Annotated in this window: 20 protein-coding genes; 11 read left to right on the top strand and 9 right to left on the bottom strand. The window is 66.6% G+C overall.

The features are described from left to right. Nucleotides 1-209: 209 nt before the first annotated feature. From AC1D1F_RS13565 to AC1D1F_RS13540, 6 genes are all read left to right on the top strand, one after another. On the top strand, nucleotides 210-3,239 hold the full coding sequence (locus AC1D1F_RS13565) for a porin (RefSeq protein ID WP_477675983.1): 3,030 nt from the start codon (nucleotides 210-212) through the stop codon (nucleotides 3,237-3,239). Nucleotides 3,240-3,254: 15 nt separating this feature from the next. Next, entirely contained in the window at nucleotides 3,255-7,154 is a 3,900-nt protein-coding gene (locus tag AC1D1F_RS13560; RefSeq protein ID WP_477696975.1) for a beta strand repeat-containing protein, read from the top strand. Then, nucleotides 7,144-8,001 carry a dienelactone hydrolase family protein gene (locus tag AC1D1F_RS13555; RefSeq protein ID WP_477696976.1) on the top strand — a complete coding sequence of 286 codons (858 nt, stop codon included), beginning with the start codon at nucleotides 7,144-7,146 and terminating at the stop codon, nucleotides 7,999-8,001. Before AC1D1F_RS13560 ends, AC1D1F_RS13555 begins: the two co-directional genes overlap by 11 nt. A 40-nt stretch (nucleotides 8,002-8,041) precedes the next feature. Continuing rightward, the gene (ggt, locus tag AC1D1F_RS13550; protein ID WP_477696977.1) at nucleotides 8,042-9,808 is read left to right on the top strand and encodes a gamma-glutamyltransferase; all 1,767 of its coding nucleotides are present in this window, start codon (nucleotides 8,042-8,044) and stop codon (nucleotides 9,806-9,808) included. A gap of 116 nt (nucleotides 9,809-9,924) precedes the next feature. Further along, nucleotides 9,925-10,977, top strand: coding sequence for a 3'-5' exonuclease (locus AC1D1F_RS13545; RefSeq protein ID WP_477675979.1), 1,053 nt, complete (start codon nucleotides 9,925-9,927; stop codon nucleotides 10,975-10,977). Between the two features lie 84 nt (nucleotides 10,978-11,061). Then, complete coding sequence (locus AC1D1F_RS13540; RefSeq protein WP_477696978.1) at nucleotides 11,062-11,541, top strand: hypothetical protein; 480 nt, start codon at nucleotides 11,062-11,064, stop codon at nucleotides 11,539-11,541. Nucleotides 11,542-11,564: 23 nt separating this feature from the next. Here AC1D1F_RS13540 and AC1D1F_RS13535 read toward each other — a convergent pair whose 3' ends face one another. Both AC1D1F_RS13535 and rsmI read right to left on the bottom strand, forming a co-directional pair. After that, nucleotides 11,565-12,797: a multidrug effflux MFS transporter gene (locus AC1D1F_RS13535; RefSeq protein ID WP_477675977.1), complete on the bottom strand. Its 1,233-nt coding sequence runs from the start codon at nucleotides 12,795-12,797 to the stop codon at nucleotides 11,565-11,567. Further along, the gene (rsmI, locus tag AC1D1F_RS13530) at nucleotides 12,794-13,642 is read right to left on the bottom strand and encodes a 16S rRNA (cytidine(1402)-2'-O)-methyltransferase (protein WP_477675988.1); all 849 of its coding nucleotides are present in this window, start codon (nucleotides 13,640-13,642) and stop codon (nucleotides 12,794-12,796) included. The genes AC1D1F_RS13535 and rsmI overlap by 4 nt, the downstream gene beginning before the upstream one ends. Before the next feature lie 50 nt (nucleotides 13,643-13,692). Between rsmI and AC1D1F_RS13525 the strand changes: the two genes are divergently transcribed. Then, nucleotides 13,693-14,148: a YraN family protein gene (locus AC1D1F_RS13525; RefSeq protein WP_477675976.1), complete on the top strand. Its 456-nt coding sequence runs from the start codon at nucleotides 13,693-13,695 to the stop codon at nucleotides 14,146-14,148. A 26-nt stretch (nucleotides 14,149-14,174) separates the two neighbouring features. Here AC1D1F_RS13525 and AC1D1F_RS13520 read toward each other — a convergent pair whose 3' ends face one another. Beyond that, entirely contained in the window at nucleotides 14,175-14,492 is a 318-nt protein-coding gene (locus AC1D1F_RS13520; RefSeq protein ID WP_477675975.1) for a hypothetical protein, read from the bottom strand. A gap of 299 nt (nucleotides 14,493-14,791) precedes the next feature. On the opposite strand from AC1D1F_RS13520, the gene AC1D1F_RS13515 reads away from it, so the two are divergent. Next, nucleotides 14,792-15,391, top strand: coding sequence for a phosphoheptose isomerase (locus AC1D1F_RS13515; RefSeq protein ID WP_477655725.1), 600 nt, complete (start codon nucleotides 14,792-14,794; stop codon nucleotides 15,389-15,391). Then, a complete protein-coding gene (locus AC1D1F_RS13510; protein ID WP_477696980.1) occupies nucleotides 15,388-16,050 on the top strand; it encodes a BON domain-containing protein in 663 nt (220 codons plus the stop codon). The genes AC1D1F_RS13515 and AC1D1F_RS13510 overlap by 4 nt, the downstream gene beginning before the upstream one ends. 69 nt (nucleotides 16,051-16,119) lie before the next feature. Here the strand turns inward: AC1D1F_RS13510 and AC1D1F_RS13505 are convergent, their stop codons facing one another. From AC1D1F_RS13505 to AC1D1F_RS13495, 3 genes are all read right to left on the bottom strand, one after another. Next, nucleotides 16,120-17,034 (bottom strand): NAD(P)-dependent oxidoreductase, encoded by a 915-nt coding sequence (locus AC1D1F_RS13505; protein ID WP_477696981.1) that lies wholly within the window; start codon nucleotides 17,032-17,034, stop codon nucleotides 16,120-16,122. Between the two features lie 73 nt (nucleotides 17,035-17,107). Next, entirely contained in the window at nucleotides 17,108-18,244 is a 1,137-nt protein-coding gene (locus tag AC1D1F_RS13500; protein WP_477655722.1) for a PilT/PilU family type 4a pilus ATPase, read from the bottom strand. 152 nt (nucleotides 18,245-18,396) lie between these two features. After that, complete coding sequence (locus tag AC1D1F_RS13495; RefSeq protein WP_436155900.1) at nucleotides 18,397-19,440, bottom strand: type IV pilus twitching motility protein PilT; 1,044 nt, start codon at nucleotides 19,438-19,440, stop codon at nucleotides 18,397-18,399. A 48-nt stretch (nucleotides 19,441-19,488) separates the two neighbouring features. Here AC1D1F_RS13495 and AC1D1F_RS13490 point away from each other — a divergent pair, with 48 nt between their 5' ends. Then, on the top strand, nucleotides 19,489-20,190 hold the full coding sequence (locus tag AC1D1F_RS13490) for a YggS family pyridoxal phosphate-dependent enzyme (RefSeq protein ID WP_477677837.1): 702 nt from the start codon (nucleotides 19,489-19,491) through the stop codon (nucleotides 20,188-20,190). Nucleotides 20,191-20,286: 96 nt separating this feature from the next. Here the strand turns inward: AC1D1F_RS13490 and AC1D1F_RS13485 are convergent, their stop codons facing one another. From AC1D1F_RS13485 to AC1D1F_RS13475, 3 genes are all read right to left on the bottom strand, one after another. Next, on the bottom strand, nucleotides 20,287-20,844 hold the full coding sequence (locus AC1D1F_RS13485; RefSeq protein ID WP_477677836.1) for a DUF3617 domain-containing protein: 558 nt from the start codon (nucleotides 20,842-20,844) through the stop codon (nucleotides 20,287-20,289). A 95-nt stretch (nucleotides 20,845-20,939) separates the two neighbouring features. Beyond that, entirely contained in the window at nucleotides 20,940-22,088 is a 1,149-nt protein-coding gene (locus AC1D1F_RS13480; RefSeq protein WP_477677835.1) for an ABC transporter substrate-binding protein, read from the bottom strand. 219 nt (nucleotides 22,089-22,307) lie between these two features. After that, complete coding sequence (locus AC1D1F_RS13475; protein ID WP_092130297.1) at nucleotides 22,308-22,787, bottom strand: Lrp/AsnC ligand binding domain-containing protein; 480 nt, start codon at nucleotides 22,785-22,787, stop codon at nucleotides 22,308-22,310. A gap of 121 nt (nucleotides 22,788-22,908) precedes the next feature. On the opposite strand from AC1D1F_RS13475, the gene putA reads away from it, so the two are divergent. Then, nucleotides 22,909-25,896, top strand: coding sequence for a bifunctional proline dehydrogenase/L-glutamate gamma-semialdehyde dehydrogenase PutA (gene putA / locus AC1D1F_RS13470; protein WP_477677834.1), 2,988 nt, complete (start codon nucleotides 22,909-22,911; stop codon nucleotides 25,894-25,896). Nucleotides 25,897-26,090 lie beyond the last annotated feature (194 nt).

Below are 26,090 nucleotides of genomic sequence, written 5' to 3'. Positions count from 1 at the left end.
ACCGTGACGCCACGCTTCCCCCGCTTTGCGCACGTGGATACATATTTTCCGCGTAGATAAATAACCTCAGGTTATGGATATGGGCGGGTATTTCGAACTGGCCCTTACAGATAAATACAAGTCAAATATCCGGCGGGGGAAACCAGCTTTCATGCGCGGCACGGGACCGGTGGAGAGCCTTTCAAAAACTACAGATGCAAGCAACCAACGTGAACAGATCCAGAAGCCGGCCTTTCAAACCCAGTGTCATCGGCGGCTTGCTGGCGCTTTCCGGTTATGGCGCCTTCGCGCAGGCGCCCGATGCCGGCCGCATGCTGGAGTCCATCCGAGAACGCGCGCCGGGTGTCAGCAGCCCGGCGCCGGCGGATGCGCCGGCTGTGATTGAAAAGCCCGCGGAAGAAAGTCGCGCGGTGTCCACCGACACCGGCGCGCGTGTTGTGGTGACACGCTTCGAGTTCAGCGGCAACGACTCCATCGACGCGCAGGCCCTGGCCGCGGAGCTGCAGGGTTTCACCGGCCGCGAGATCGGTTTCGAGGCGCTGGCCGAGGCCGCCGCTCGCATCACCCGCTTTTACCGCTCGCGCGGCTTCCTAGTGGCACGCGCCAACCTGCCCGCGCAGGACATTGCGGGCGGCACGGTCAGGCTGGACATTCAGGAGGGCCGGCTGGGCACGGTGAGCGTGGAGCCCGCCAAAAACGTGCGCCTGGACAAAGAGGTCGCGCGCCGCTTCATAGGCGGCCTGGTTCCCGGCGCGGTGATCCGTGAGGACGAGATCGAGCGCGCGCTGCTGCTGCTGTCGGACCTCCCCGGCATCACCGTGCGTTCGGTGCTGCGCGCGGGCGCCCAGCCCGGCACGGCCGACCTGGTGGTGCGCGTCAGTGAAAGCCCACTGGCGCAGGCGCGCTTCGGTTTCGACAACCAGGGCAACAGCTACACCGGCCGCAACCGGCTCACGGTGGAGCTGTCGGCCAACGACTGGCTGGGGCTGGGCGAGGCCTGGAGCGCAAAAGGCATCACGAGCTTCGAGGGCCTGACGGCTCAGACGCTGGGGGTGTCCGCGCCCCTGGGCGGCTCCGGCCTGCGCGCGGGCCTGGCTTACACCAACCTGCTCTATAAAATTGGTCGTGACTTCGCGCCGCTGGATGCCAGCGGCGAGGGCGAAAGCCTCAGCGCTTTTGTGGCCTACCCTTTCATGCGCGGCAGGCAGGCCAACTTCACGGGGCAGCTGGCGCTGGAGCAGAAGAACTACATAGACCGCGTCAACCAGGCCGGCCTGGACGTCAAGAAGTCGTCGACCCTGGCCAGGCTGGACCTCTACGGCGACTGGCGCGACGGCGTGACCGGCAACCCCGCGCTGACGAGTCATTCCCTGGGCCTGACGCGCGGCCGCCTGAGCCGCGACACCATGTCGGACGCGGCCTTCGACGCGCGCGCGGCCCAGACGGCCGGCAAGTTCAACAAGCTCAACTGGGCGCTTTCGCGCCTGCAGGCACTGCCGGGCGGCTTCACGCTGCATGCGTCGCTGTCGGGCCAGCAGGCTTCGAAGAACCTTGACTCGTCGGAAGAGTTTTTCCTGGGCGGCCCCAACGGCGTGCGCGCCTATCCGCAAGGCGAGGGCGCGGGCGATGAGGGCTGGCTGTCCCGGCTGGAGCTGCGCCACGGCCTGGGCCGCATGGGTGGTTTCGGCGTGGAAGGTTTTCTCTTTTACGACGCGGGCCGCGTGCGCATCGACAAAAATCCCTGGGACCCTGCGCAGGTGAGCAACCACAGGAGCTTGCAGGGCGCGGGCCTCGGCCTGGTCTTCACGCGGCCCAGGGCGCTGTCCGTCAGCGTCGGTGTGGCCTTCAAGCCTTCCAGCGCACCGAGCACCGTCGAAGCCTCGCACAGCCCGACCTTGTGGCTGCAGGTCAGCGGCGCGCCGCAAGCCTTCGCCGGGCTGGGTTCCTCTCTGTCGGACGATCCGGAACTGAGTGCGGACAAGTTTGAAATCTTCGGCGGCTTCGGCCTCGAGTTCGAGCAGGTCGCCCGCGACGGCGCGACGCAAGCCGGCCCGCGCGGCGCCACGCAGTCGGCCACGCCCACGGGCAGGCAGCTGCCTTCCTACCTGCGCATCAGCGACCCTTCGTCTTCGATCGGGGTGCGCGGCGCGCTGGGCCTGGGCGGCGGGCTGGAGGCCTTCTGGCAGGTGGAGGCCGGCGTGGCCTACAAATACGTGCCCAAGTCCGGCCCCAGCTCCGAGCGCCCCGAATCCAACGCGGCGACCACGCTGCAGGATGCGGGCGTGGGCCTGCGCAGCGCCGACTGGGGCGCCGTGCGCTACGGCCAGTGGACCATGCCCTTTCGCGACATGACTGCGAAGTTTGATCCCTTCAATGATTACGGCATAGGCGGCGCGGGCGGCATCATCGGCTCGCCGGGCCTGGGCGTGGGCTCGTCCAGCGTGGCCGGGCCGGTCACCGAGGTGGGCGACGCGAACAACGACGACGCGGCCTTCATACGCCGGCAGCCGGGCGTGTGGCAATACGCCACGCCGGAATGGAAGGGCCTGTCGGCGCGCATCGCCTATTCGAACAACGGGCGCCGCCCTGCGCCCGACCTGGGCGCGGGCTCGGCCTGGGGTTTCAGCGGCTCTTATGTGAACGGCCCGTTCAAACTGGGCATCGCCTACGAGCAGCACAACCAGTACTTCGGTATCGCCAGCCTGGGCCGCAACAACCGCGGCGTCGGCTCGTCGGCCACGGCGGTGACGCAGGGCAGCTCGTCACGCGACTGGGCCGCCAGTTTCGGCGCCAGCTACACCATGGGCTCGACGACCTTCTCCCTGCTGCTCGACAAGCTCTCGTATTCCGAGTCGGACGTCATCCCCGGCAACACGGTGCTGGACCTGCAAGGCTATCGCCGCCGCGCCGGGCTGGTCGGTGTGACGCACACCATAGGCCCGTGGGAATTGCGCGCCAGCGCCGGCCGCGCGTCGCCCGGCACCTGCAGCGTGGTGTCCAACGACCCCGCGCTACGTGCCTGTTCGACCACGGGCCTGGGGGCAACCCTGGTGGCGCTGGGCTTCAACCGCACCGTCAGCAAAAACCTCAGCGTTTACGGCACCTACTCGCGCATCCGCAACGATGGCTCCGCGAGCTACAACTTCCGCACCGGCGCCGTGTTCGCCTCGGCCGGCAACACGCCCGGCGTAGGCGCCGACGTGACCGGCTACGGCCTCGGTTTCAAGTACAGGTTCTGAGAAAGAGAGTCACGCATGCATCCCCTTCACCGCCGTTCCTCCCGCTCATTCCGTCCCCTGCTGAACGCCGTCATGCTGGCCGTGCTGGCGCTGCAGGCGGGGCGGGTTTTCGCCGACGCGCTGCCGGGCAATGCCTTGCCCACCAACGGCCAGGTGGTCGGCGGTGCGGGCAGCATCGCCGCCTCGGGCAACGTGTTGACGGTCAACCAGCTCAGCGACAAGTTGACGGCGCAGTGGGACAGCTTCAACATCGGCTCGGCGGCCAAGGTGAATTTCGTGCAGCCTTCGCGCTCCTCCATCGCGCTGAACCGCGTGATGTCGAATGATCCTTCGCGCATCTACGGCCAGCTCAATGCCAACGGCCAGGTGTTCCTGGTCAACGCCGCGGGCGTGCTGTTCGCGCCGGGCTCCAGCATCAACGTCGGCGGGCTGGTGGCCAGCACGCTGGACATTTCGAACGCCGACTTCGCCGCGGGCAACATGCGCTTCACCCAGGGCGCCGGCGCCGCCGGCCAGGTGCTCAACCAGGGCACGCTCACGGCGAGCGAGGGCGGCTACATCGCCTTGATAGGCCCCCAGGTCGCCAATGAGGGGACGATCAGCGCGCAGCGCGGCACCGTGGCCATGGGCGCTGGCCATGCCGTCACGCTGGACATGCACGGTGACGGCCTGCTGAACCTGCAGGTGGACGGCGCCGCGCTGGCGGCGCTGGCGTCCAACAGCGGCACCATCCAGGCCGACGGCGGGCTGGTGGTGCTGGCTGCCCGCTCGGGCGGCGACCCGCTGGCCACCGTGCTCAACAACAGCGGCACGGTGCAGGCCAGAAGCCTCAGCAACCGCAACGGCGTGATACGCCTCGAAGGCGGCGACAACGGCGTGGTGGCCGTCAGCGGCACACTTGACGCCTCGGGCTACGGCGCCGGCCAGACCGGCGGCACCGTCAAGGTGCTGGGCGACAAGGTCGGCCTGTTTGCCGGCGCGCGGGTCGATGCCTCGGGCGACGCCGGCGGCGGCACCGCGCTGCTGGGCGGCAACTGGCAGGGCTCCGGCAGCGAGCAGCGCGCCCGCGCGACCTTTATCGATGCCGACGCGCAGATCAAGGCCGACGCCGTGAACACCGGCAACGGTGGCAAGGTTGTGGCCTGGTCCGACGAAAGCACACGCTACTACGGCAGCATCAGCGCCAAAGGCGGCGCGGCGAGCGGCCAGGGCGGCAATGCCGAAGTGTCGGGCGTCAATTTCCTGGACTACGCGGGCACGGCCGACCTCACGGCGGCCCATGGCGGCGCGGGCTCCTTGCTGCTGGACCCGACCAACATCACGATCTCGACAGGCGGCAACACTGCCACCTGGAACGGCAGCAACACCTTTACCGGTTCGGGCGCCTCGTCCATCCTCAACACCACCACGCTGGTCAACCAGCTGGGAACGGCCAACGTGACCGTGAGCACGGCCAGCGCCGGCACGTCGCTGGGCGACATCACGGTGAGCAACGCCATCGCCTACAACGGTGCCACCGACCGCACCCTGACCCTGTTGGCCAACCGCGACGTCAACGTCAATGCCAACATCACCTCCGGCACGGCCAAACTCAACGTGGTGCTGAACTCGGCCTCCGCGGGCGGCTCTGCCGTCGGATCGGTGTCCATGGGCTCGGGCGCGCAGATCGTGAGCAACGGCGGCAACATCACCGTAGGCGGCGGCCCGGATCCCACCACGGGCTACGCCACGGGCGGCGGCGTGACCACCCTAGGCTTTCGCATGGTGGGCGGCGGCAGCCTGCTGAGCAGCGGCGCCGGCAACATCCTGATCAACGCCAAGGGTGCGACGGGCCAGGCTTTCTCCATGGGCACCAGCGCCAACACCATCCAGAGCACCAGCGGCAACATCACCATCAATGCCCGCAATGCCGACGCCACGGCCTTCGGCATGAACAGCGGCACCAACATCATCCAGTCGACGGGCGCCGGCAACATCACGATCAGCGCCGAGTCCACCGGCAACGCGCTGGGCATGACCATGGGCTCCAGTGGCACCAACACGATTCGCGTCGCGAGCGGCGTGTTGAGCATCAACGCCAAATCGACAGGCTCCAGCAGCGCGCTGGCCATAGGCTCGGGCACCAACACCCTGCAGGCCACGGGCAGCGGCAGCCTGTCGCTGACCGGCAGCTCCAGCGGGTCGGGCAATGCCGTGTCCATGATCACCGGCACCAACCTGATGCGCACGGCGGGCGGCAGCATCGCCATCAACGGCACGGCCACGGGCACAGGCAGCGCCATCGTGCTGGGCGACGGTGCGGCCCAGGCCAAGGTTGAGGCCACGGGCGCGGGCAACATCACGCTCACGGCGAATCGCCCGGTCGCGATGAACCTCGCGACGCTGAGTTCCGGCGGCGGCAACATCTCGGTGTCGGGCACAGGCGCGGGCGCCACGCAAGGCATCGCGCTGACCGGCGGCAGCAAAATCCTTACCTCGGGCGCGGGCGGCATCACCCTCACGGCCGGCAATACCGGCGGCAGCGCCTTGCTGATGGGCTCGGGCAACAACCTGGTCGAGGCGGCCGGCAGCGGCAACGTCACGCTCAACGTGCAGTCCAGCAACGCCGGCTCCGGCTCGGGCCTGACCATGGGCAGCGGCGGCACCAACACCGTCCGCACAGTTGACGGCCTGCTGGCGGTCAACGCCTCGTCGGCCGGTAGCAGCAGCGCGCTGGCGCTGGGCTCGGGCAGCAACACGCTCGAAGCGACCGGGACCGGGCAGGTGGCGCTGGCCGGTACGGCCACGGGCTCGGGCAATGGCATCTCGCTGGCCGGTGGCACCAACCAGGTCAAGACCGCCGGAGGCAACCTGGCGATGTCGGGCACCAGCGGCAACGGCGGTGACGGCATCACCTTCGGCTCGCTGAACAATTCGGTGCTGTCGCAGGGCGGGAACATCAGCCTGAGCGGCAACAGCGCGCGCGGTGTCGGCGTGTCCATGGCCACCGGCAACAACCTGGTGCAGGCCGGCGGCCAGGGCAGCCTCAGCGTCAACGCGCAATCGGCCGCGACCGGCGCCGGTTCGGGGCTGGGCATGGGCACCAGCGGCAACAACACCCTGCGCACGGTGGACGGCGCGCTGACCGTTAATGCGCAATCGGCCGGCACCAGCAGCGCGCTGGCGCTGGGTTCGGGCACCAACCTGATTGAATCCACCGGTAGCGGGCAGCTCGTGCTGGCCGGCAAGGCCGTGGGCTCGGGCAACGGCATCTCGCTGGCAGCGGGCGGCACCAACACGGTCCGTACCGCGGGCGGCGATCTGTCGGCCACCGGCACGGCGACGGGCGGCGGCGACGGCATCAACATGGCCAGCGGCAAAAACAGCTGGCTCACGCAGGCCGGCAACATCACGTTGTCCGGTATCGCGGCGGGTTCGGGCACCGGCATCGCCATCCGGCCCAGCACCGACGTGGCGACGATTGAAGCGCGCGGCGCCGGCAACATTACTTTCAAGACCGACAGCTACGACAGCTCGCCGACTTCCACCGGCACCGGTTCCGTGCGCGTTGCGAGTGCCGGCGGTGTGCTCACCCTCGAGCAGCTGACGCCGGGCACCACTATCGGCATGGGCGACGGCGCGACCGGGCAGCTCAACTGGGACGGCACGGAAATCGGCCAGGTCGCCGGCTTTTCTTCGGTGCGCGTGGGCAATGCACTCTCGGGCGCGATTGACCTGCGGCCGCCGTCCTTCCCCGCGCCGGTGGTGCTGCCGGCGCGCTCCAGCGATGCGGTGCGCCAGCAGGCCGCCATCGTCGCCTCCACCCATGACGAAGCTCCCGGGTCGGCCGCCGACCATGAGCCCAATGAGAGCACGCAGGCTCTGCGCGCTGAAGAACCCAATTTGCTGAAGGTGGAGGGCTTTGATGCGCGCTAAGGCATGGTGGCTTGCCGGGTTGGCCGCGCTGGCCTGGCCTTGCCTGGCGCAGGAAAAAGTGCAGTTCCCCAGCCTGGACCGCTGGCAGGGCACGGAACGGCTGGTGCTGGACGGCTATTTCTACAAGCCGGCGGACCAGGGCCGCTTTGTCGCGCTGGTCATGTTCCACGGCTGCGCCGGCGCCCTGGGCAAGAACGGGCTCATCACCCAGCGTTTTCGCGACACCGCCAAACTGCTCAACGGCATGGGCTACGGCGTCTTGCTGGTGGACAGTTTTAACCCGCGTGGTGAAAGGCAGATCTGCACGGTCACGCCCAAGGCCCGTTCCATCCAGGAAGAGCAGCGCTGGCTGGACGCCTACGGCGCGATCGAGTACCTCAACACGCGTGCTGACGTGGTGACGGGCAGGATAGGCGCCATCGGCTTCTCGCATGGCGGCACCGCCGCCGTGCAGGTGATGAATGCCGAGCTGCCGGTCAGGCAGCAGGGCGCGCCCGGCTTTGCCGCGGCTGTCGCGATGTACCCCGGCTGTGCCTCGACGCTGGCGGCCAGGCCGGACTATGTGGCGTATGCGCCGCTGCTCATCCTGGCGGGTGAACTCGACGACTGGACGCCGGCCCGCTATTGCCAGAAGCTGGCTGAACGCAGCAAGGAGCGCGGGCAGCCCGTCGACATCGAAATCTACCCCGAGGCCTACCACGGCTTTGACGAGCTGAGCCCCGTCAAGCTGCGCGAAGACGTGGTGCGCGGCGGCAAGCCCGTGCATGTGGGCGGCAACCCCGCCGCGCGCGTCGCCGCCCACGCGAGGATCCGCGATTTTTTTGCCAGACATCTGCCGGCTCACTGAGCGGGCGCCTTCATCCCAGAAAACTCATAAGGAAAAAAAGATGCGTTTACACACAAGAACCCGCGCTTTGGCGCAGCTGGGTTTTGTTTTTTTCATGTCGCAGGCGGCGGTGCACGCGCAGCTGCTGCCGGTGCCGGCCCAGGACGTCGCGCCCGAGCCTTCCTCGGGTTACACCGAAAAGAAGGCCGTCACCGCCAAAAAATTCATGATCGCCACGGCCAACCCGCATGCGACACGCGCGGGGCAGGAAATGCTCAAGGCCGGCGGCAGCGCGGTGGATGCGGCCATCGCCGCCGCCGTCATGCTGAACCTGACCGAACCGCAATCCTCGGGCATAGGCGGCGGCGCCTTCATCGTGAGTTACGACGCGGGCCAGAAGGCGCTCAACGCCTATGACGGCCGCGAAAAAGCGCCGGCCTCGGCCAAGGGCGACCGCTTCCTCGACGCCAAGGGCAAGCCCCTGCCGCTCAGGGAGGCCATCAATTCCGGCAAGTCCGTCGGCGTGCCCGGCCTGCTGCGCGTGATGGAAATCGCGCACCAGAAGCACGGCAAGCTGCCCTGGGCAAAACTGTTCGAGCCCACCATACGCCTGGCCGAAAGCGGCTTTGCGGTGTCGGAGCGCCTGCACACCGTGATCAAGCTCGACAAGACCTTGCGCGCCAACGCGAATGCGCGCGCCTATTTTTACGACACGGCCGGCGAGCCGCTGGCCGTGGGCGCCACGCTGAAGAACCCGGACTTCGCGGCGGTGCTCAGGCGCGTCGCCCAGGAAGGCCCGGATGCTTTTTACAAAGGCGAGATCGCGCGTGACATCTCGGCCGCCGTGAACGGCCAGGCCCAGCCCGGCGGCATGACGCTGCAGGACATCGCCGGCTACCAGGCGCGGGAACGCACAGTGCTGTGCGGCGCCTACCGCGCCTACAAGGTCTGCGGCATGCCGCCGCCGTCGTCGGGCGGCATCGCGGTGCTGGCCATGCTGGGCGCGCTGGAGCGCTTCCCGATGTCCGGCGTGCGGCCGAATTCCACCGAGGCCGTGCATCTGTTTTCGGAAGCCGGCCGCCTGGCCTATGCCGACCGCGACTACTACGTGGGCGACCCTGATTTTGTGAACGTGCCGGCGACGGCGCTGGTTTCGCCCGAATACCTCAAGAGCCGCAGCGCGCTGATACGCCCCGACGTGAGCATGAAGCGCGCCGCGCCGGGCGTGCCGGCCGGCGTCAAGATGGCCTGGGCGCCCGATGAGGAATCGGAAATCCCGGCGACCAGCCACATCTCGGTGATCGATCCGGCCGGCAACGCGGTGTCTATGACGACGACGATTGAAGCGGTGTTCGGCAGCCACATCATGGTGCGCGGCTTTTTGCTGAACAACCAGATGACGGACTTCGCGCTCGCGCCCGAGGAAAACGGCCTGCCGGTGGCCAACCGCATCGAAGGCGGCAAACGCCCACGCAGCACCATGTCGCCCACGCTGGTGTTCGACGCCGACGGCAAGCTCAAGATGACGGTGGGCTCGCCCGGCGGCAGCGCCATCATCAACTACGTGGCCAAGACGCTGGTGGGCGTGCTGGACTGGGGCCTGGACGTGCAGCAGGCGATTTCACTGCCCAATATGGGCAGCCGCAACCGTGCCACCGAGGTCGAACTGGGCAGCGAGCTCGAGAAGCTGTCCGGCCCTTTGAAGGCGCTGGGCCATGAGGTGCAGGCCATCGAGTTCACCAGCGGCCTGCAGGGCATTGTGGTGACACCCCAGGGCCTGGTCGGCGGCGCCGATCCGCGGCGCGAAGGATTTGTGCTGGGGGAATGAGTCGCTTCTGCCTGGGTTGGCTATCTGCGAAGATAGCGTGCTTTATTTCAAGCAAACCCAGGAGCAAGCATGCAAGACGGTATCCACCCTGAGAGGCTTCACGCCTCTGTGCGCGCATGACGACGAGCGGCCAGCTGGGTTTCGGTTTTGACGAGGGCATGCTGGCGATGGCCGCCGAGGCCGCCGCCGCCAAGCTGCGCAAGCCCAAGGCACCCAAGCCCGTGGCGCCGGTTCCCGCTGCGCCATCCGCCACGACCAACAGCAACCCCGAGGCCATGGCCCTGGCGCTGGAACAGCACGCCGACTACCGCGTGCTCAGGCGCCTGGTGCCAGCCATGGAATTTCCCGGCACGCCGCTGGGGCCCGTGGCCCATGTCGTGATCCTCGACACCGAAACCACCGGGCTGGACGCCTCGCGCGACCAGATCATGGAACTGGCGCTGCTGCGCATCCAGGTCGACACCCAGACCGGCCTCGCGAGCGGGCCGGTGCAGGTCTACGACGGGCTGCGCGATCCGGGCATGCCGGTGCCGAAAATCGCGCGCGAGATCACCGGCATCACCGACGAGATGCTGGCGGGCCAGCAACTGGACATGGCGCGCGTCGCCAGCCTGCTGGAGGGCGTGGACCTGGTCATCGCGCACAACGCCGGTTTTGACCGCCCCTTTGTGGAAGGCCTGGTGCCCCAGGCCCAGGCCTTGAACTGGGCCTGCTCATTCGCCGACATTGACTGGACGGCGGCGGGCCACAGCTCGGCCAAGCTCAGCTACCTGGCCTCCGAACTGGGCTGGTTTTACGATGCGCACCGCGCGGAGATGGACTGCCACGCCCTGCTCAAGGTCCTGATGGCCGGGCTGCCGGGCCTGGGCGTCAACGGGCTGGCGCACCTTCTGGTCGCGTCCCGCCTGCCGAGCTACCGCCTGCAAGCCACCGGCGCGTCTTTCGCGGCCAAAGACGCTCTCAAAAACCGCGGCTACCGCTGGGACAGCACCGCCAAGGTCTGGCACACGCGGCTGGGCGGTGACGCCGCGCTGCAGGCCGAATGCGAATGGCTGCAGCAGGAGGTCTACGGCGGGCGCGCCGCGCGCCTGGCGTGGGAACGCTACGACGCCGCGAGCCGTTACTCAGGCCGCCCGGGTACGCCCGGCTGGGCGCAGCTGAACGGCTAAGCCTCCGGCCTGCGTGCCGGGAACAATCCCGCATAGGCGGTGTCTGACTTTGACGGCCTTATGGATGAATCCAGGAGTTTCCCCATGAATATCGTTAAAACTGTTTCCGGCGCGGTGCTTGCCGCGCTGCTGGCCGCGGGCTGTGCCACCAGTGTGCAGCCCGGCATGTCGCGCGAGCAGGTCCTCGCGAGCTACGGCACGCCGACGCGCACGGTGCCGCTGGCCTCGGGCACACGCCTGCAATACTCCGCCCAGCCTGCGGGCCAGTGGGCCATCATGGTCGACCTCGATGCCGCGAGCAAAGTGGTCAGCAGCAGGCAGGTCCTGAACATCCAGGACTTCTCCAGGATAGAAGTCGGCAAATGGACGCGCGCGGATGTGGAGCGCGAGTTCGGGCGTCCCGCGAAGGTGGACGGTGTGATTTCCTGGTCGGGCGACATCATGACCTACCGCTGGCGCGATGGCGTCCAGGACATGTTCTTCTTTGTCTACCTGGATGCCGGCAACGTGGTCCAGCGTGTCGGCCAGGGCATGGAGTTCCCGGTCCGGGTGAACGACCGCTGACCCGGCGTCCCTTGGCGCGGTGCTTAGTCGCGCGATACAGCGCGGCCGATCTCCGGCCAGCGGTGGTGCAGATACATCCAGGCGACGAGGCCTATGCACATCATGGCCAGCGACACCGCGGCCAGCGCGGGCGTGGAATGCATCACCAGCGGCGCCACGATACCGGCCACGATGCCGTTGGCGGTCGAGCCGATGAAGGCCTGCAGCGACGACGCCATGCCGCGCCGCTCGGGGTAAAGGTCCAGCACCAGCAGGGTGACCACCGGCACCATCAGCGCCCAGCCGAAGGCGAACACCGCGATCGGGAACAGCGCCCACGAGGCATGCGGCGTGAAGACCAGATTGGCCGCGAGGTTGAGCACCGAGGTCACCAGCATGATGACAAAACCGTGGCGTATCTGCTGTTTGGGCGCGATCTTGCCGGCCAGACGGCCGCTGAGCCAGGCGCCGGACATGATGCCGGAGATGGTCAGGATGAAGAACCAGAAGAACTCCGTGGGCTGCAGCGACAGGTGCTCGCCGAGGAAGGCTGGCGCCGACAGCACGTACAAAAACATGCCGTTGAAGGGCACACCGCTGGCCAGCGCCAGCAACAGAAAGCGCGGGCTGGAGCCCAGCTGCCAGTAACCGCGCATCAAATGCCGGACTTCGAAAGGCTGGCGATCCAGCGGCGGCAGCGTTTCAGGCAGGAAGCGGAAGTTGGTCGTCCAGAGCACTACGCCCACGCCCGTGAGGAACCAGAAGATGCTGTGCCAGCCCAGGTGCACAAACAACCAGCCGCCCACGATGGGCGCCAGCGCCGGCGCCACGCCGAAATAAATCGTGACCTGGCTCATGACCTGCTGGGCCTGGGCCGGCGGGTACATGTCGCGGATCACGGCGCGTGAAACCACGATGCCGGCGCCCGTCGACAAACCCTGCACGGCGCGGAAGAAGACCAGCTGGCCTATGCTTTGCGACAGCGCGCAACCGGCCGAGGCCAGCGTGAACAGCGCGATGCCCCAGAGCACCACCGGCCGGCGGCCGAAGCTGTCGGCCAGCGCGCCGTGGAACAGGTTCATGAAGGCAAAACCGAACAGGTAGGCCGACAGCGTTTGCTGCATTTCCACCGGCGAGGCGCCCAGCGACTGCGCGATGCCGGAAAACGCCGGGATGTAGGTGTCGATGGAAAACGGCCCCAGCATGCCGAGGATGGCCAGCAGGGCGGCGAGTGTCCAGCGCGGTGCGCGCCAAAGCTGGTCGGCGTTGGGGTTCATGCGTTTTTGAGTTTGAGGGCGGTTTCGTAGAGTTCGTTGCGGCCCACGCCGGTGATGTCGGCGGCCAGCTTTACGGCGGTCTTCAGCGGCAATTCGGCCAGCAGCAGTTGCAGCACCCGCGTGCCGTCCTCGGCGCTTTCGGGCGTGGAAGAGGGGTGCAGCACTAGGGCGAATTCGCCGCGCGTGCGCTGCGGCCCGGCGGCCAGCCAGGCCGCGAAATCCTGTGCCGGCACCGTCGCGATTTCCTCGAACTGCTTGGTCAGCTCGCGCCCCACGGTGACGAGGCGCTCTCCCAGCACGGCCATGGCCCGCGCCAGCGCCTCGATGCGGTGCGGCGCCTCGAGGATCACGATGGCCCGCGCGTCGGTTTGCAGCGCGGCAATCGCCTGGTCGCGCTCGCCGGCCTTGCTCGGCAGGAAGCCGGCAAAAACAAATCCGGTTTCACCGCCCGGGCTGCCGAGGCCGGCGACGCTGAGCACCGTGGTGACGCTGCTGGCGCCGGGCAGGGGCATGACGGCCAGGCCGGCCGCGCGCACCGCGGCGACCAGTCGCGCGCCGGGATCGCTCACGGCTGGCGTGCCGGCATCGCTGACGTAGGCCACTCGCTCGCCGCGCTGCAGGCGCTCAATCACCAGGCCGGCGGCCTGCGCCTCGTTGTGCTCGTGCACCGCGAGCAGCGGCTTGTCGATGCCGTACTGGCGTAGCAGGGGCTGGGAATGGCGTTTGTCTTCACAGGCAATCGCGTCGACCAGCTGCAGCACCTGCAGCGCGCGCAGGCTGATGTCGGCCAGGTTGCCGATGGGCGTGGCCACGACATACAGCGCACTTTCCGGATAATGCTGCATGCCCGCCGCGGCGCGCGCCGCATCCAGTGCCAGTTCGAAAGAAGCGTTCAATGTGGTTTTCCAGAAAACAGGTTTCCAAGGTGCCGCCGGCGGTCGCGGTCGCCGACGCGCGTCCCTTGCCCGGGCAGGTTACCACCAAGTCGCGCGGTGACGCGGCGGAGTCCGCCGCGCGCGCCTGCCTGGTGCGGGCCGGCCTGCGCTTCGTGGAGGCCAACTACCGCACGCCCGGCCGCGGCGGCGGCGAGATCGACCTGGTGATGCGCGCGCCCGACGGCACGCTGGTGTTCGTGGAAGTGCGCCAGCGCGCGGACGCCTTGCACGGCGGCGCTGCGGCCAGCATCAGCGTCGCCAAGCAGCAGCGCATCGTGCTGGCGGCGCGCCACTACCTGATGCGTTTCGCGAGCCCGCCGCCCTGCCGTTTTGACGTGGTGCTGGTCAACGGTGCGCTGGGCGACAAAACGGCCGCCGCCATCGAGTGGCTGCCGGCCGCGTTTGATGCTTCGTGAGTGAGGGTTTGCCGGCGCGCGGCCGGCTATTTCGTCAGGGCCTGGAATTCGCTGGGGTGCACGGTCTCAAACATCTTGTTGTCGCGCAGGAAGGCGACGATCCAGTGGCCGAAGGTCTGCGTGAAATGCATGGGAACGGCTTCATTGAGCGCGAGCGCGATGGACTGCCGGACCGACACGTCGATGTCGAGGCTGTCCGAGGGCGGCACGTCCACGCGTATCAGCATGAAGGTGTCGCGGTCCTGCAGCTCCACGCTCGGGGACGGCCATCTCGCGGCCGTCGCGCGCATAAAGGCGGCGGCTGCGTTCCTGGCGACCTCGGGATCAAAGACGGGACTGTTCATGGGGGTGCGTGGACTTCGCTCTTTTAGTAACTGTGTGTATCGATGATGGCCCAATCCTCCCCGGCGCGGCCGTCGCTTGCGGAGTTTTCAGAGGGAAGCGGGCATAGTTCCGGTAACTAGTTCCGGTTTTAGCCCCGTCATTCAAGCCATGTCATTTGCGGGTTGGCCGGGGGTGCCGGCCGTTCGCAAAGCCTCTGATTCTATAAAGATTGCAAAGGTGGCCGGCCGCGGTTTGTCGCGGAAGGCCGGGCAGGCGGGCCTGGGTGCGAAGGGTAACCCCGACCCGCTATCATTGGCCCATGCTTGAACAACGCATAGAACAACAATTTATCGACAGCGCCGACCTCAAGTACCAGGCGGCCCAGGTCCTGTCCAAGCCGATCGCGGCGGCGGTCCATGCCATTCTGGCCAGCGTCACCAGCGGCGGCAAGGTGCTGGCCTGCGGCAATGGCGGATCGGCCGCCGACGCCCAGCATTTCGCGGCCGAGTTCGTCGGCCGCTACGAACGCGAAAGGCCCGAGCTGGGCGCGATCGCCCTGACGACGGACAGCTCCATCCTCACGGCCATCGCCAACGACTACGATTTTTCGGTGATCTTTTCCAAGCAGGTCCGCGCGCTCGGCGGCGCCGGCGACGTCCTGCTGGCCATCAGCACCAGCGGCAACTCGGCCAATGTGCTGGCCGCCATCGAGGCCGCCCACGAGCGCGAGATGACCGTGGTGGCCCTGACGGGCCGCGGCGGCGGCAAGATCACCCACGCGCTGCGTGAAACCGATGTGCATGTCTGCGTTCCGCATGAGCGGACCGCGCGTATCCAGGAAGTGCACCTTCTCGTCCTCCATTGCATCTGCGATGGCGTGGACACCCAGTTACTAGGCGACCAGGAGACCTCTGTATGAAATTTGTCCGGTTTAAACGGCTGACTTTGGCCATCATGACGGCGACCCTGCTGGGCGGCGCGCTGACGGCTTGCTTCCCGCTGGTCGTGGGCGGCGTCGCGGGCGGCGCGCTGGTGGCGACCGATCGCCGCACCTCCGGCGCGCAGCTTGAGGACGAGGGCATCGAATTGCGCGCCACCAGCCGCATCCGCAGCAACGTCGGCGAGCGCGTGCACGTCAACCTGACCAGCTATAACCGGCAGGTGCTGCTCACGGGCGAAGTGCCGAATGCCCAGGACAAGCAGCTGGTCGAGCAGATCGTCGCGCGCGTGGAAAACGTGAGCTCGGTGGTCAACGAACTGGCCATCATGGGCAACGCGACCCTGACGCAGCGCTCTTCCGACGTCCTGGTCACCGGCCGCGTCAAGGCCATGCTGGTCGATGCGCGCGACCTGTCCTCCAACGCCTTCAAGGTGATCACGGAGCGCGGCACGACCTACCTGATGGGCCGCGTCACGCAGCGTGAAGCCGATCGCGCCACCGAGGTGGTGCGTTCGACGCCCGGCGTGCAGAAGGTCGTCCGGATTTTCGAAGTCATCAGCGAGGAAGAACTGGCGCGCATGCTGCCGTCCAAACCTGCTGCGCAACCGGCTGGAAACACCAAGCCCGCAGGCGGCTGAAACACAAAACAAAGCGGCCGCACCGGACAAACCGGTGCGGCCGCTTTTTTGTGTCCGCGCTATTCGCGCTTATTTAAGGCGCTTGATGAGGCTGGAGGTATCCCAGCGCTGGCCACCCATGGCCTGCACGTCGGCGTAGAACTGGTCGACGAGGGCCGTGACGGGGAGCCGGGCGCCGTTGCGCTTGGCCTCGTCCAGCACCAGGCCCAGGTCCTTGCGCATCCAGTCGACGGCGAAGCCGAAATCAAACTTGTCGGCGACCATGGTCTTGCCGCGGTTGTCGAGCTGCCAGCTTTGCGCCGCGCCCTTGCCGATCACGTCCAGCACCTGGTTCACGTCCAGCCCGGCCTTCTGGCCGAAGGCGACCGCCTCGCTCAGGCCCTGCACCAGGCCGGCGATGCAGATCTGGTTGACCATCTTGGTGAGCTGGCCCGCGCCGCTGGCGCCCATCAGCGTGAAGGCCTTGGAAAACGCCATGCCGGCGGGTTTCACGGTATCGAAGGCCGCGGCGTCGCCGCCGCACATCACGGTCAGCGCGCCGTTCTGCGCGCCGGCCTGGCCGCCCGACACCGGGGCGTCGATGAACTGCAGGCCGAGCTTGGCGGCAGCCGCGTAGAGTTCGCGCGCCACATCGGCCGATGCCGTGGTGTGGTCGACAAAAATCGCGCCCGGCTTCATGCCGGCGAAGGCGCCGTCCGCGCCCAGCGTGACGGCGCGCAGGTCGTCGTCATTGCCGACGCAACAGAACACGATGTCGGCGCCGGCCACCGCCAGGCGCGGCAGGGCGGCGTGCGCCGGCTTGGTCGTGGCGGCGTATTCGGCGACCCAGGCGGCGGCCTTGGCGGGGCTGCGGTTGTAGACCGTGACGCTGTGGCCGGCCAGCGCCAGGTGGCCGGCCATGGGGTAGCCCATGACGCCCAGGCCCAGGAAGGCGACCTGGCGGGGAGTGGAGGATTCGTAGGTTTTGGCGGTGGTGCTGGACATGGGGAGCTGCCTGAAAGAAGAATGGGAAGGACGAACGGGAGCCGCCGGCGCGAAGCCGGCAGGCTGCCCGGACTTAAACGATGGCGAAGTTTTCGGTGCCGGCTGCCAGGTCGGTCGACTTGGCACGCGTCGAGTTGAGTTTGATCTGCAGGCGCAGGTCGTTCACCGAGTCGGCATTGCGCAGGGCGTCTTCGTAGGTGATGAAGTGGCTTTCGAAGGCATCGTACAGGGCCTGGTCGAAGGTCTGCATGCCCAAGTTGCGGCTTTTCTTCATGATCTCCTTGATCTCGGAGACTTCGCCCTTGAAGATCAGGTCGGAGATCAGCGGCGAGTTGAGCATGACCTCGACCGCGGCGAAACGGCCCTTGCCGTCCTGCTTGGGCACCAGGCGCTGCGAGATCATGGCCTTGAGGTTGAGCGACAAGTCCATCAGCAGCTGGGTGCGGCGCTCTTCGGGGAAGAAGTTGATCACGCGGTCCAGCGCCTGGTTGGCGCTGTTGGCGTGCAGCGTGGCCAGGCACAGGTGGCCGGTTTCGGCGAAGGCGATGGCGTGCTCCATGGTTTCGCGGTCGCGGATCTCGCCCATCAGGATCACATCGGGCGCCTGGCGCAGCGTGTTTTTCAGCGCCGCTTCCCAGCTGTCAGTGTCCAGGCCCACTTCGCGCTGCGTGATCACGCAGTTCTTGTGCGCGTGGACGAACTCCACCGGGTCTTCAATCGTGATGATGTGGCCGTAGGACTGCTCGTTGCGCCAGTCGACCATGGCGGCCAGGGTGGTGGATTTGCCGGAGCCGGTGGCACCGACCAGGATGGTCAGGCCGCGCTTGCTCATCACCACTTCCTTGAGCACCTGGGGCACGCCCAGCCCGTCAATGGTGGGCAGCACGGCCGGGATGGTCCGCATCACCATGCCGACTTTGCCCTGCTGGATGAAGGCGTTCACGCGAAAACGCCCCACGCCGGGCGGCGAGATCGCGAAATTGCATTCCTTGGTGCGTTCAAATTCCGCCGCCTGCTTGTCGTTCATGATGGAACGCGCCAGCGCCAGCGTGTGGTTGGCGTTGAGCGGCTGCGGCGATACCTTGGTCACCTTGCCGTCCACTTTCATGGCCGGCGGGAAGTCGCCCGTGATGAACAGGTCGCTGCCGTTGCGGCTGACCATGAGTTTCAGCAGGTCGTTGATGAATTTACTGGCCTGGTCGCGTTCCATGAACGGCTCCTAAAAAATGATGCCCCCACGCTTGCCGCTTCGCGTACTGCGCTGCCCCCCGAGGGGGCCGCTGCGCCTGCGGCCCGGCAAAGCCGGTTCCGCGGCCCCTGCTTGCCTGGGACGGGCTTGTACTGCGAGTGTCGCGCATGGTTCTAGCCTGGGAAGTTTTCTGGGATCTTTGCTTTGCCACGGGCTTCGGCCGCAGAGATTACGTTGCGCTTGACCAGGTCCGTCAGGTTCTGGTCCAGCGTCTGCATGCCCACGCTGTTGCCGGTCTGGATGGACGAATACATCTGCGCGACCTTGGCTTCGCGGATCAAATTGCGGATGGCGCTGGTGCCCAGCATGATCTCGTGGGCCGCCACCCGGCCCGCGCCGTCCTTGGTCTTGCACAGCGTCTGCGAGATCACCGCCTGCAGCGACTCCGACAGCATGGAGCGGATCATTTCCTTTTCCTCGGCCGGGAACACGTCGATGATCCGGTCAATCGTCTTGGCGGCGCTGGAGGTGTGCAGCGTGCCGAAGACCAGGTGGCCGGTTTCAGCGGCCGACATGGCCAGGCGAATGGTTTCCAGGTCGCGCATTTCACCCACGAGGATGGCGTCCGGGTCTTCGCGCAGCGCGGATTTCAGCGCGGCGTTGAAGCTCAGGGTGTGCGGCCCGACCTCACGCTGGTTGATCAGGCATTTTTTGGATTCGTGCACGAACTCGATCGGGTCTTCGACCGTGAGGATGTGGCCGTATTCGTTTTCGTTCAGGAAGTTGACCATGGCCGCCAGCGTGGTGGACTTGCCCGAGCCGGTGGGGCCGGTGACCAGCACCATGCCGCGCGGCTTCATGGCCAGGTCGCCGAAAATCTTGGGTGCGTTGAGCTGCTCCAGCGTCAGGATTTTGGAGGGAATGGTCCGCAGCACGGCGCCGGCACCGCGGTTCTGGTTGAAAGCATTGACCCGGAAGCGGGCCAGCCCGTCGATTTCAAAGGAAAAGTCGACCTCGAGGAATTCTTCGTAGGTTTTGCGCTGGGTGTCGTTCATGATGTCGTACACCATGGCATGCACCTGCTTGTGGTCCAGCGGGTCGATGTTGATGCGCCGCACGTCGCCGTGAACCCGGATCATGGGCGGCAGGCCAGCCGATAAGTGCAAGTCAGACGCCTTGTTCTTGACGCTAAAAGCCAGCAGCTGCGTGATATCCATCCCGGGACCCTTTGAAAATGGTTTTCAAACTAAGTTTACAGTTCGATTATGACCACGATTGTGCGCAATCTCCAGCTAGTCCGTGACCGTATCACCACGGCCTGCGTCGCCGCCGGGCGGAACCCGGCCACCGTACGTCTGCTGGCCGTGTCCAAGACCTTTGGCGTTGACGCTGTGGCCGACGCCGCTTCGGACGGGCAACGTGCCTTCGGCGAGAACTACATCACCGAGGGCGTGGAGAAGATACTCGCCTTGCGGAGCCAGCCAGGCGGCGAGGCCCTGGAGTGGCACTGCATAGGCCCGGTGCAAAGCAATAAAACCCGCCTGGTTGCCGAACACTTTGACTGGGTGCAGTCGGTCGACCGGCTCAAGATCGCCCAGCGCCTGAGCGAGCAGCGGCCCGATAACCTGCCGCCGCTGCAGATCTGCCTGCAGGTCAATATCGACGGCGGCGCCAACAAGTCGGGCCTGGCGCCGGACGAAGTCCTGGCCCTGGCGCGGGAAGTCGCGCAACTGCCGCGCCTGGTCCTGCGCGGCCTGATGGCCATTCCCGAACCGGCGGCGGATTTTGATGCTGCCTGCGCTCTGCATGCCAGGACCAAGGCCGTTTTTGACGCCGTCAACGCCTCCGGTGCCCTGACGACACCTATGGATACCTTGTCCTTAGGCATGACCGCCGACCTGGAGGCCGCCATCCATGCCGGGAGCACCATGGTGCGTGTAGGTACCGCGATCTTCGGGGGCCGGTAAGCCGCGACGCGGCGGGCCAACTTGCAACCGCCGTCAGCCCTCACCCCTCACCCCGCCCTCTCCCAGAGGGAGAGGGCGTAAGACAAGCCTGGGGCTTTATTTCTTGGGCACAGCGATCGGTTTGATATTGCCGCAATCAGCCGCCAGCCATTTGCCCGAGGCGTCCATGGTCATCTTTTCGGGTTTGCCCTTGACGGTGGTCGTGGTGTTCATCTTCATGGTGTAGGCGGTGTCGCCAGAGAAGGTCATCACACCTTCGCCGCTGGAAGGCGGCTGCGTGCAGACATAGGAAAACTTCATGGTGTTGCCGCTGCGCGGCGACTGGGTGGTCTTGCAGTCGCCTTGCTGCTGTTGCGGCAACTCATTGCGCTCGGCCATCTCCTTGGTGATGCACATCTTCATGCTCATGCCGCCGCCGCTGCCCGGCGCCATGGACATGCCCTGCTTGGCCATCATGTCCTGCATCTGCTTGCGTTGCTCGGGCGACATGCCGGCCAGCTGCTTTTCCATGTTGGCCATGGCTTTTTCCATCTCGCCGGAGCTCGACTGCATTTTGTTGGTGATTTCCCACAAGCCCGGCTTGGTGGTTTGCGCGGCGGCGCCGGCGGCGAAGGCCAGCGCGGCGGCTGCCAGGAGAGGTGTGGTGAATTTCATGGACGTTCCTGTTGTTGAAGTGCAAAACGGAAGCAGCTCGCATTATTGCCAGCGGCCGGGGCTTGGCAAGCCCGGGCATGCCCAGGCCTTCCGGGTCAGCGCATGAACTTTCCGCCGCGCCCGATGATGGTCAGGTCGGTATAGCGCGAGCCTTCGTGGCTTTTGGGCCCGTAGCTCACGGTGAAACCGCCCATGTTGTGGTCGCGCATGGATTCGAGCGCCGTCATCAGGCTCTCGCGGGTCAGGTTCTTGCCGGCGCGGCGCAGGCCCTCGGTGAACACCCTGGCCGCGAGGAAGCCCTCCATGCTGGAGAAATCAAAATCCTTGTGGCCGGCTTCCACCATGCGTTGCTGGTATTCGCGCACGATGGCCGACGACGGCGTGTACGGGAAGGGCACGACTTGGGAAATCGTCACGCCGGCCCCGGCATCGCCCAGTTCCTCGCCCAGCGCCTTGGAGCCGACAAAACTCACGTTGAAGAACTGGCCGCCGTAGGCCTTGGCCCTGGCCTGCTTGATCAGGGCCGCGCAGGATTTGTAGGCGCTGATCTGGATCACGGCTTCCGGTGCGGCCTTGAGGATCTCCGCCAGCGGCGCGGAAACGTCCACGCTGTTGCGCTCGACGGTGACGCTGGCGGCCGGCTTGAGGTTGCGCTTGGTCAGGGCCCGCATCACGCCTTCGAGCCCGGCCTTGCCGTAGGAATCGTTCTGGTAGAAGACGGCGATCTTGGTGATGCCGACGGTGCTCAGGTGCTGCACGATGCGCTCGGTCTCGTCAAAGTAGCTGGCGCGCACGTGGAAGAGGTTGCGGTTGAAGGGCTCGCGCAGGGCCTGCGCGCCGGTGAAGGGGCCTATCAGGGGGATGCCCGCGGCGTTGATCGCCGGCACCGCCGCCAGCGTGGTCGGCGTTCCGACCGAGCCGATCAGCGCGAACACCTTGTCTTCCTCGATCAGCGCCTTGACGGCCGCGGCGGCTTTCTCGGGTTCGTAGCCGTCATCACGCGAAACCAGTTTGAGCGTCCGGCCGCTGATGCCGCCCGCAGCATTGACCGAATTGAAATGGGCCAGTATGCCCAGCTGCATGCGTTTGCCCAGTTCGGCCGCGGGGCCGGTCTGGGCGGCGAATTGCCCGACCTGTATTTCCGCGTCCGTGACGCCGGTTTCCGCGGCGTGGGCGGGAAAGACGGAAATGACGGAAAGGGCCAGCAACACTGTGCCGCACGAGAACCATGGCTTGACGTTCATCTGGAGAACCCTCCCGGCGCAATGCCGATGTGTCCGGCTACGGCTTGGCTTATGCAATCCGCTTCTTAGGTACCCGCAAGGTATGCCAAGGTGGGCAGCTTGGCAACACGGTTAGCCCTCACAAAGGGGGTTTGGGGCTGGAAAATGTGGAAAAGAGCCCGAAAAAGGCCATAAAAGCACCAAACTGCGTGCTTCCAGGCGCTTGCTTCGTCCAGGAGCTCACACGCCCAGCGCCAGGCGGGTAGTGTTCTTGACTTCTTCCATCACCGCGTAAGTCCGGGTTTCGCGCACGCCCGGCAGCTGCCACAGCACGGTGCCGGCAAAAGAGCGGTAGGCCGCCATGTCGGCCATGCGCGTCTTGAGCAGGTAGTCAAAACCGCCGGCCACCATGTGGCATTCGGTGATTTCATGGTGCACCTGCACCGCCGCCTTGAAGGCCTCGAACACATTGGGTGTGGTGCGGTCCAGTAGCACCTCGACGAACACCATCATCCCGGCGCCCAGCTTGAGGGGGTTGAGCAGGGCCTCATAACCCAGGATGTAGCCATCCCGGGTCAGCCGCTGCACGCGGGCCAGCACGGCGGTCGGCGACAGGGCCACGCTTTCGGCCAGCTTGAGGTTGGAGATCCGGCCGTCCTGCTGCAGAACATTCAGGATTTTGAGGTCAATGCGGTCAATCTCTGGTGAGGCTTCAAACATGACTAGTGAATTATTCGGTTAATTGCTCAAATTTAGCGGGAAATTCAGCATTATTCAATGGAACATCGCTGCATCCACTGAATAAGTAGCCCAAACCGTCGAATCCTCTATGGAGCCCCTAATGTCCGCCTCCCCCCGCCTGCCTTTCCCTTACCGTCCTGAAGCCGACATCGTGGCCGGCCAATTGCGGGGCCTGGCCGGCGCGCTGGACTGGGCGGCGGCGGCGCATTCGGCCCAGCCCTGGGTGCAGGCCGTGCGCGACAACCCGCCGCCTTTCTGGGCCATGGAAAGCCTGCTCAAGGAATACCCGATTTCCAGCGCCGAGGGCCTTGCCCTGATGCGCCTGGCCGAGGCCCTGCTGCGCGTGCCGGACGCCGAAACGGCGATCGCGCTCACGGCCGACCAGCTGGGGCGCGCGGATTTTGACGGCGCCGGCGACGGCGTGATGGCGCGCCTGTCGGCTTCCGCCATCGCGATGTCCAAGATGTTTTTGCCCGAAGGCGGCCAGCCCAACCTGATGAGCAAGCTGGGCGCGCGCACCGTCGTGGCCGCCACCCTGCGCGCCGTGCAGCTGTTGGGCCGGCAGTTCGTGCTGGGCCAGACCATCGGCGACGCCATGGCCGAGGCCGACGACAGCCGCAAGAAAATCCCGAATTTGCGCTTCAGCTACGACATGCTGGGCGAGGGCGCGCGCACCGACGCCGATGCGCTGCGCTACCTGGCAAGCTACACCAACGCCATCCAGGCCATCGCCGCCGGCGCGAATGCCGCAGGCGCCACGGAAAAAAACGACGGCATCTCCATCAAGCTCAGCGCGCTGCACCCGCGCTACGAAGACGCCCAGCGCGAACGCGTGATGGCCGAGCTCGTGCCGCGCGTCTGGGGGCTGTGCGAGCTGTCGGCCCGGGCCAACATCAACCTCACCATTGATGCCGAGGAAGTCGACCGGCTGGAGCTGTCGCTGGACGTTTTCGAGGCGCTGGCCGCGCAGGTCGCAAAACACCATCCGCAGTGGCAGGGCTTCGGCCTGGCCATGCAGGCCTACCAGACGCGCGCGCTCGATCTGATCGCCCACATCGCCGCCATTGCCCGCAAGTACAAGCTGCGCCTGATGTGCCGTCTGGTCAAAGGCGCCTACTGGGATTCGGAAATCAAGCGCGCGCAGGAGATGGGCCTGCCGCACTACCCGGTGTTCACGCACAAGCACCATACCGACGTGTCTTACCTGGCCTGCGCGCAGGCCCTGCTGGCCGCGCCCGATGCGATCTACCCGCAGTTCGCCGGCCACAACGCCGCGACTATCGCCGCGATTTTGCAGATGGCCTCGCGCAATGCCGTGCCGTTTGAGCTGCAGCGCCTGCACGGCATGGGCGAGGGCGTGTTCCGCGAGGTGCTGAAGAACCCGCTGATCAGCTGCCGCGTCTACGCTCCCGTGGGCGCGCACCGCGACCTGCTGGCCTACCTGGTGCGCCGCCTGCTTGAGAACGGCGCCAACTCCTCCTTTGTGCACCAGCTCGCCGACGAGTCGGTCGGCATGGGCGAGCTGCTGACCTCGCCGCTGCGGCTGGAGCCCGACGCCTCGCTGCCGCTGCCGCCCGCGCTCTACGGCCCCGGCCGCCCCAACAGCCTGGGGCTGGACCTCACGGTCGAAAGCATGCGCGCGCCGCTGCTGGCCGCGCTGGCTTCCACGCCGGTGCCGGTGGTGCCGGAATTTGATCCCCGGCAGGCCGCCGCCTTGCTGGAGAAGGGTGTCAGCGCCTATCGGCAGTGGAGCAAGGTGGACGTGGCCGAACGCGCGGCCGTCCTGCGTCGCGCCGCCGACGCGATGGAGCGGCAGATGCCGAAGTTCTGCGCGCTGCTGGTCAAGGAAGCCTTCAAGACCTGGGGCGACGCCGTGTCGGAAGTGCGCGAGGCGGTGGACTTCCTGCGCTACTACGCCAATGAGGCCGAGCGCATCATGCGGCCGGTGACCTTGCCCGGCCCGACCGGCGAGACCAACGAGCTGCGCCTCACCGCGCGCGGCGCCTGGGTGTGCATCAGCCCCTGGAATTTCCCGCTGGCCATCTTCACCGGCCAGGTCGCGGCCGCGCTGGCCACCGGCAATGCCGTGCTGGCCAAGCCCGCCGAGCAGACCCCGGGCGTGGCCTGGGAGGCCGTCAGGCTGCTGCATGAAGCCGGCGTGCCCGAAGGCGCGCTACAGCTCGCGCACGGCCCCGGTGATACCGTGGGCGCGGCGCTGGTGGCGGCACCCCAGGTGGCCGGCGTGGTCTTCACCGGCTCCACCCAGGTCGCCAAAATCATCAACCGCGCGCTGGCCGCCAAGGACGGCCCCATCGTCCCGCTGATCGCCGAGACCGGCGGCATCAACGCCATGCTGGTCGACAGCACGGCCCTGCCCGAGCAGGTCGCCGATGCAGTGGTGCAAAGCGCGTTCCGTTCCGCCGGCCAGCGCTGCTCGGCGCTGCGCCTGCTGTGCGTGCACGAGGGCATTGCCGACCACGTGATCGCCATGATCAAAGGCGCGGCTCAGGAATTGGTGGCCGGCGAAACCGCCGACCTTGCCACCGACGTCGGCCCGGTCATAGACCGCGAAGCGTTTGACAACATCCAGAAGCACTTGCAGCGCTTGAACTCCAGCGCCAAGGCACTGGTGACCCCGGCACAGCACGCACAGGCCGCGTCCGGCCCGCTGGCCAACCTGATCCCGCCGGCGGCCTTTGAAGTGCCCAACCTGGCCGACGTGAAAGACGAAATCTTCGGCCCGGTGCTGCAGGTGGTGCGCTGGGGCAGCGGCGACCTCAAGGACCCGCAAGCCGTGATCGCGCAGATCAACGCGTTGGGTTACGGTCTCACCCTGGGCATACAGACCCGCATCGACTCCCGCGCGCAGGCCCTGGCGGCGGCAGCGCACGTCGGCAACATTTATGTGAACCGCAACATGATTGGCGCGGTGGTGGGGGTGCAGCCGTTTGGTGGAGAGGGGCTCTCCGGGACTGGCCCCAAGGCCGGTGGGCCGCATTACCTCTATCGCTTCTGCGCGGAGCAGACGGTCACTGTGAATACGACTGCGGCTGGGGGAAATGCGGCTCTCCTGGCTGGAGGGGCTTGATAGTCGGTTCTTGTTCCGACGGGCGCTTTCTCTGCTGAGGGTGGTTGGCCGGGGGTTGCCCGGCAGCAAGTAACTTTCTTTTGCTTCGCCAAAAGAAAGTCACCAAAGAAAAGGCGACCCGCAGTCTGGGTCCCTACGCTTCGCTTCGGGCAACCTGCGGTGCTCGACTACGGCGGGGTCTCGCGCAAACTCGC

The organism is Polaromonas sp. P1_H6 (genome assembly GCF_056405195.1).
This window is presented reverse-complemented; position numbering and strand designations above follow the sequence as displayed.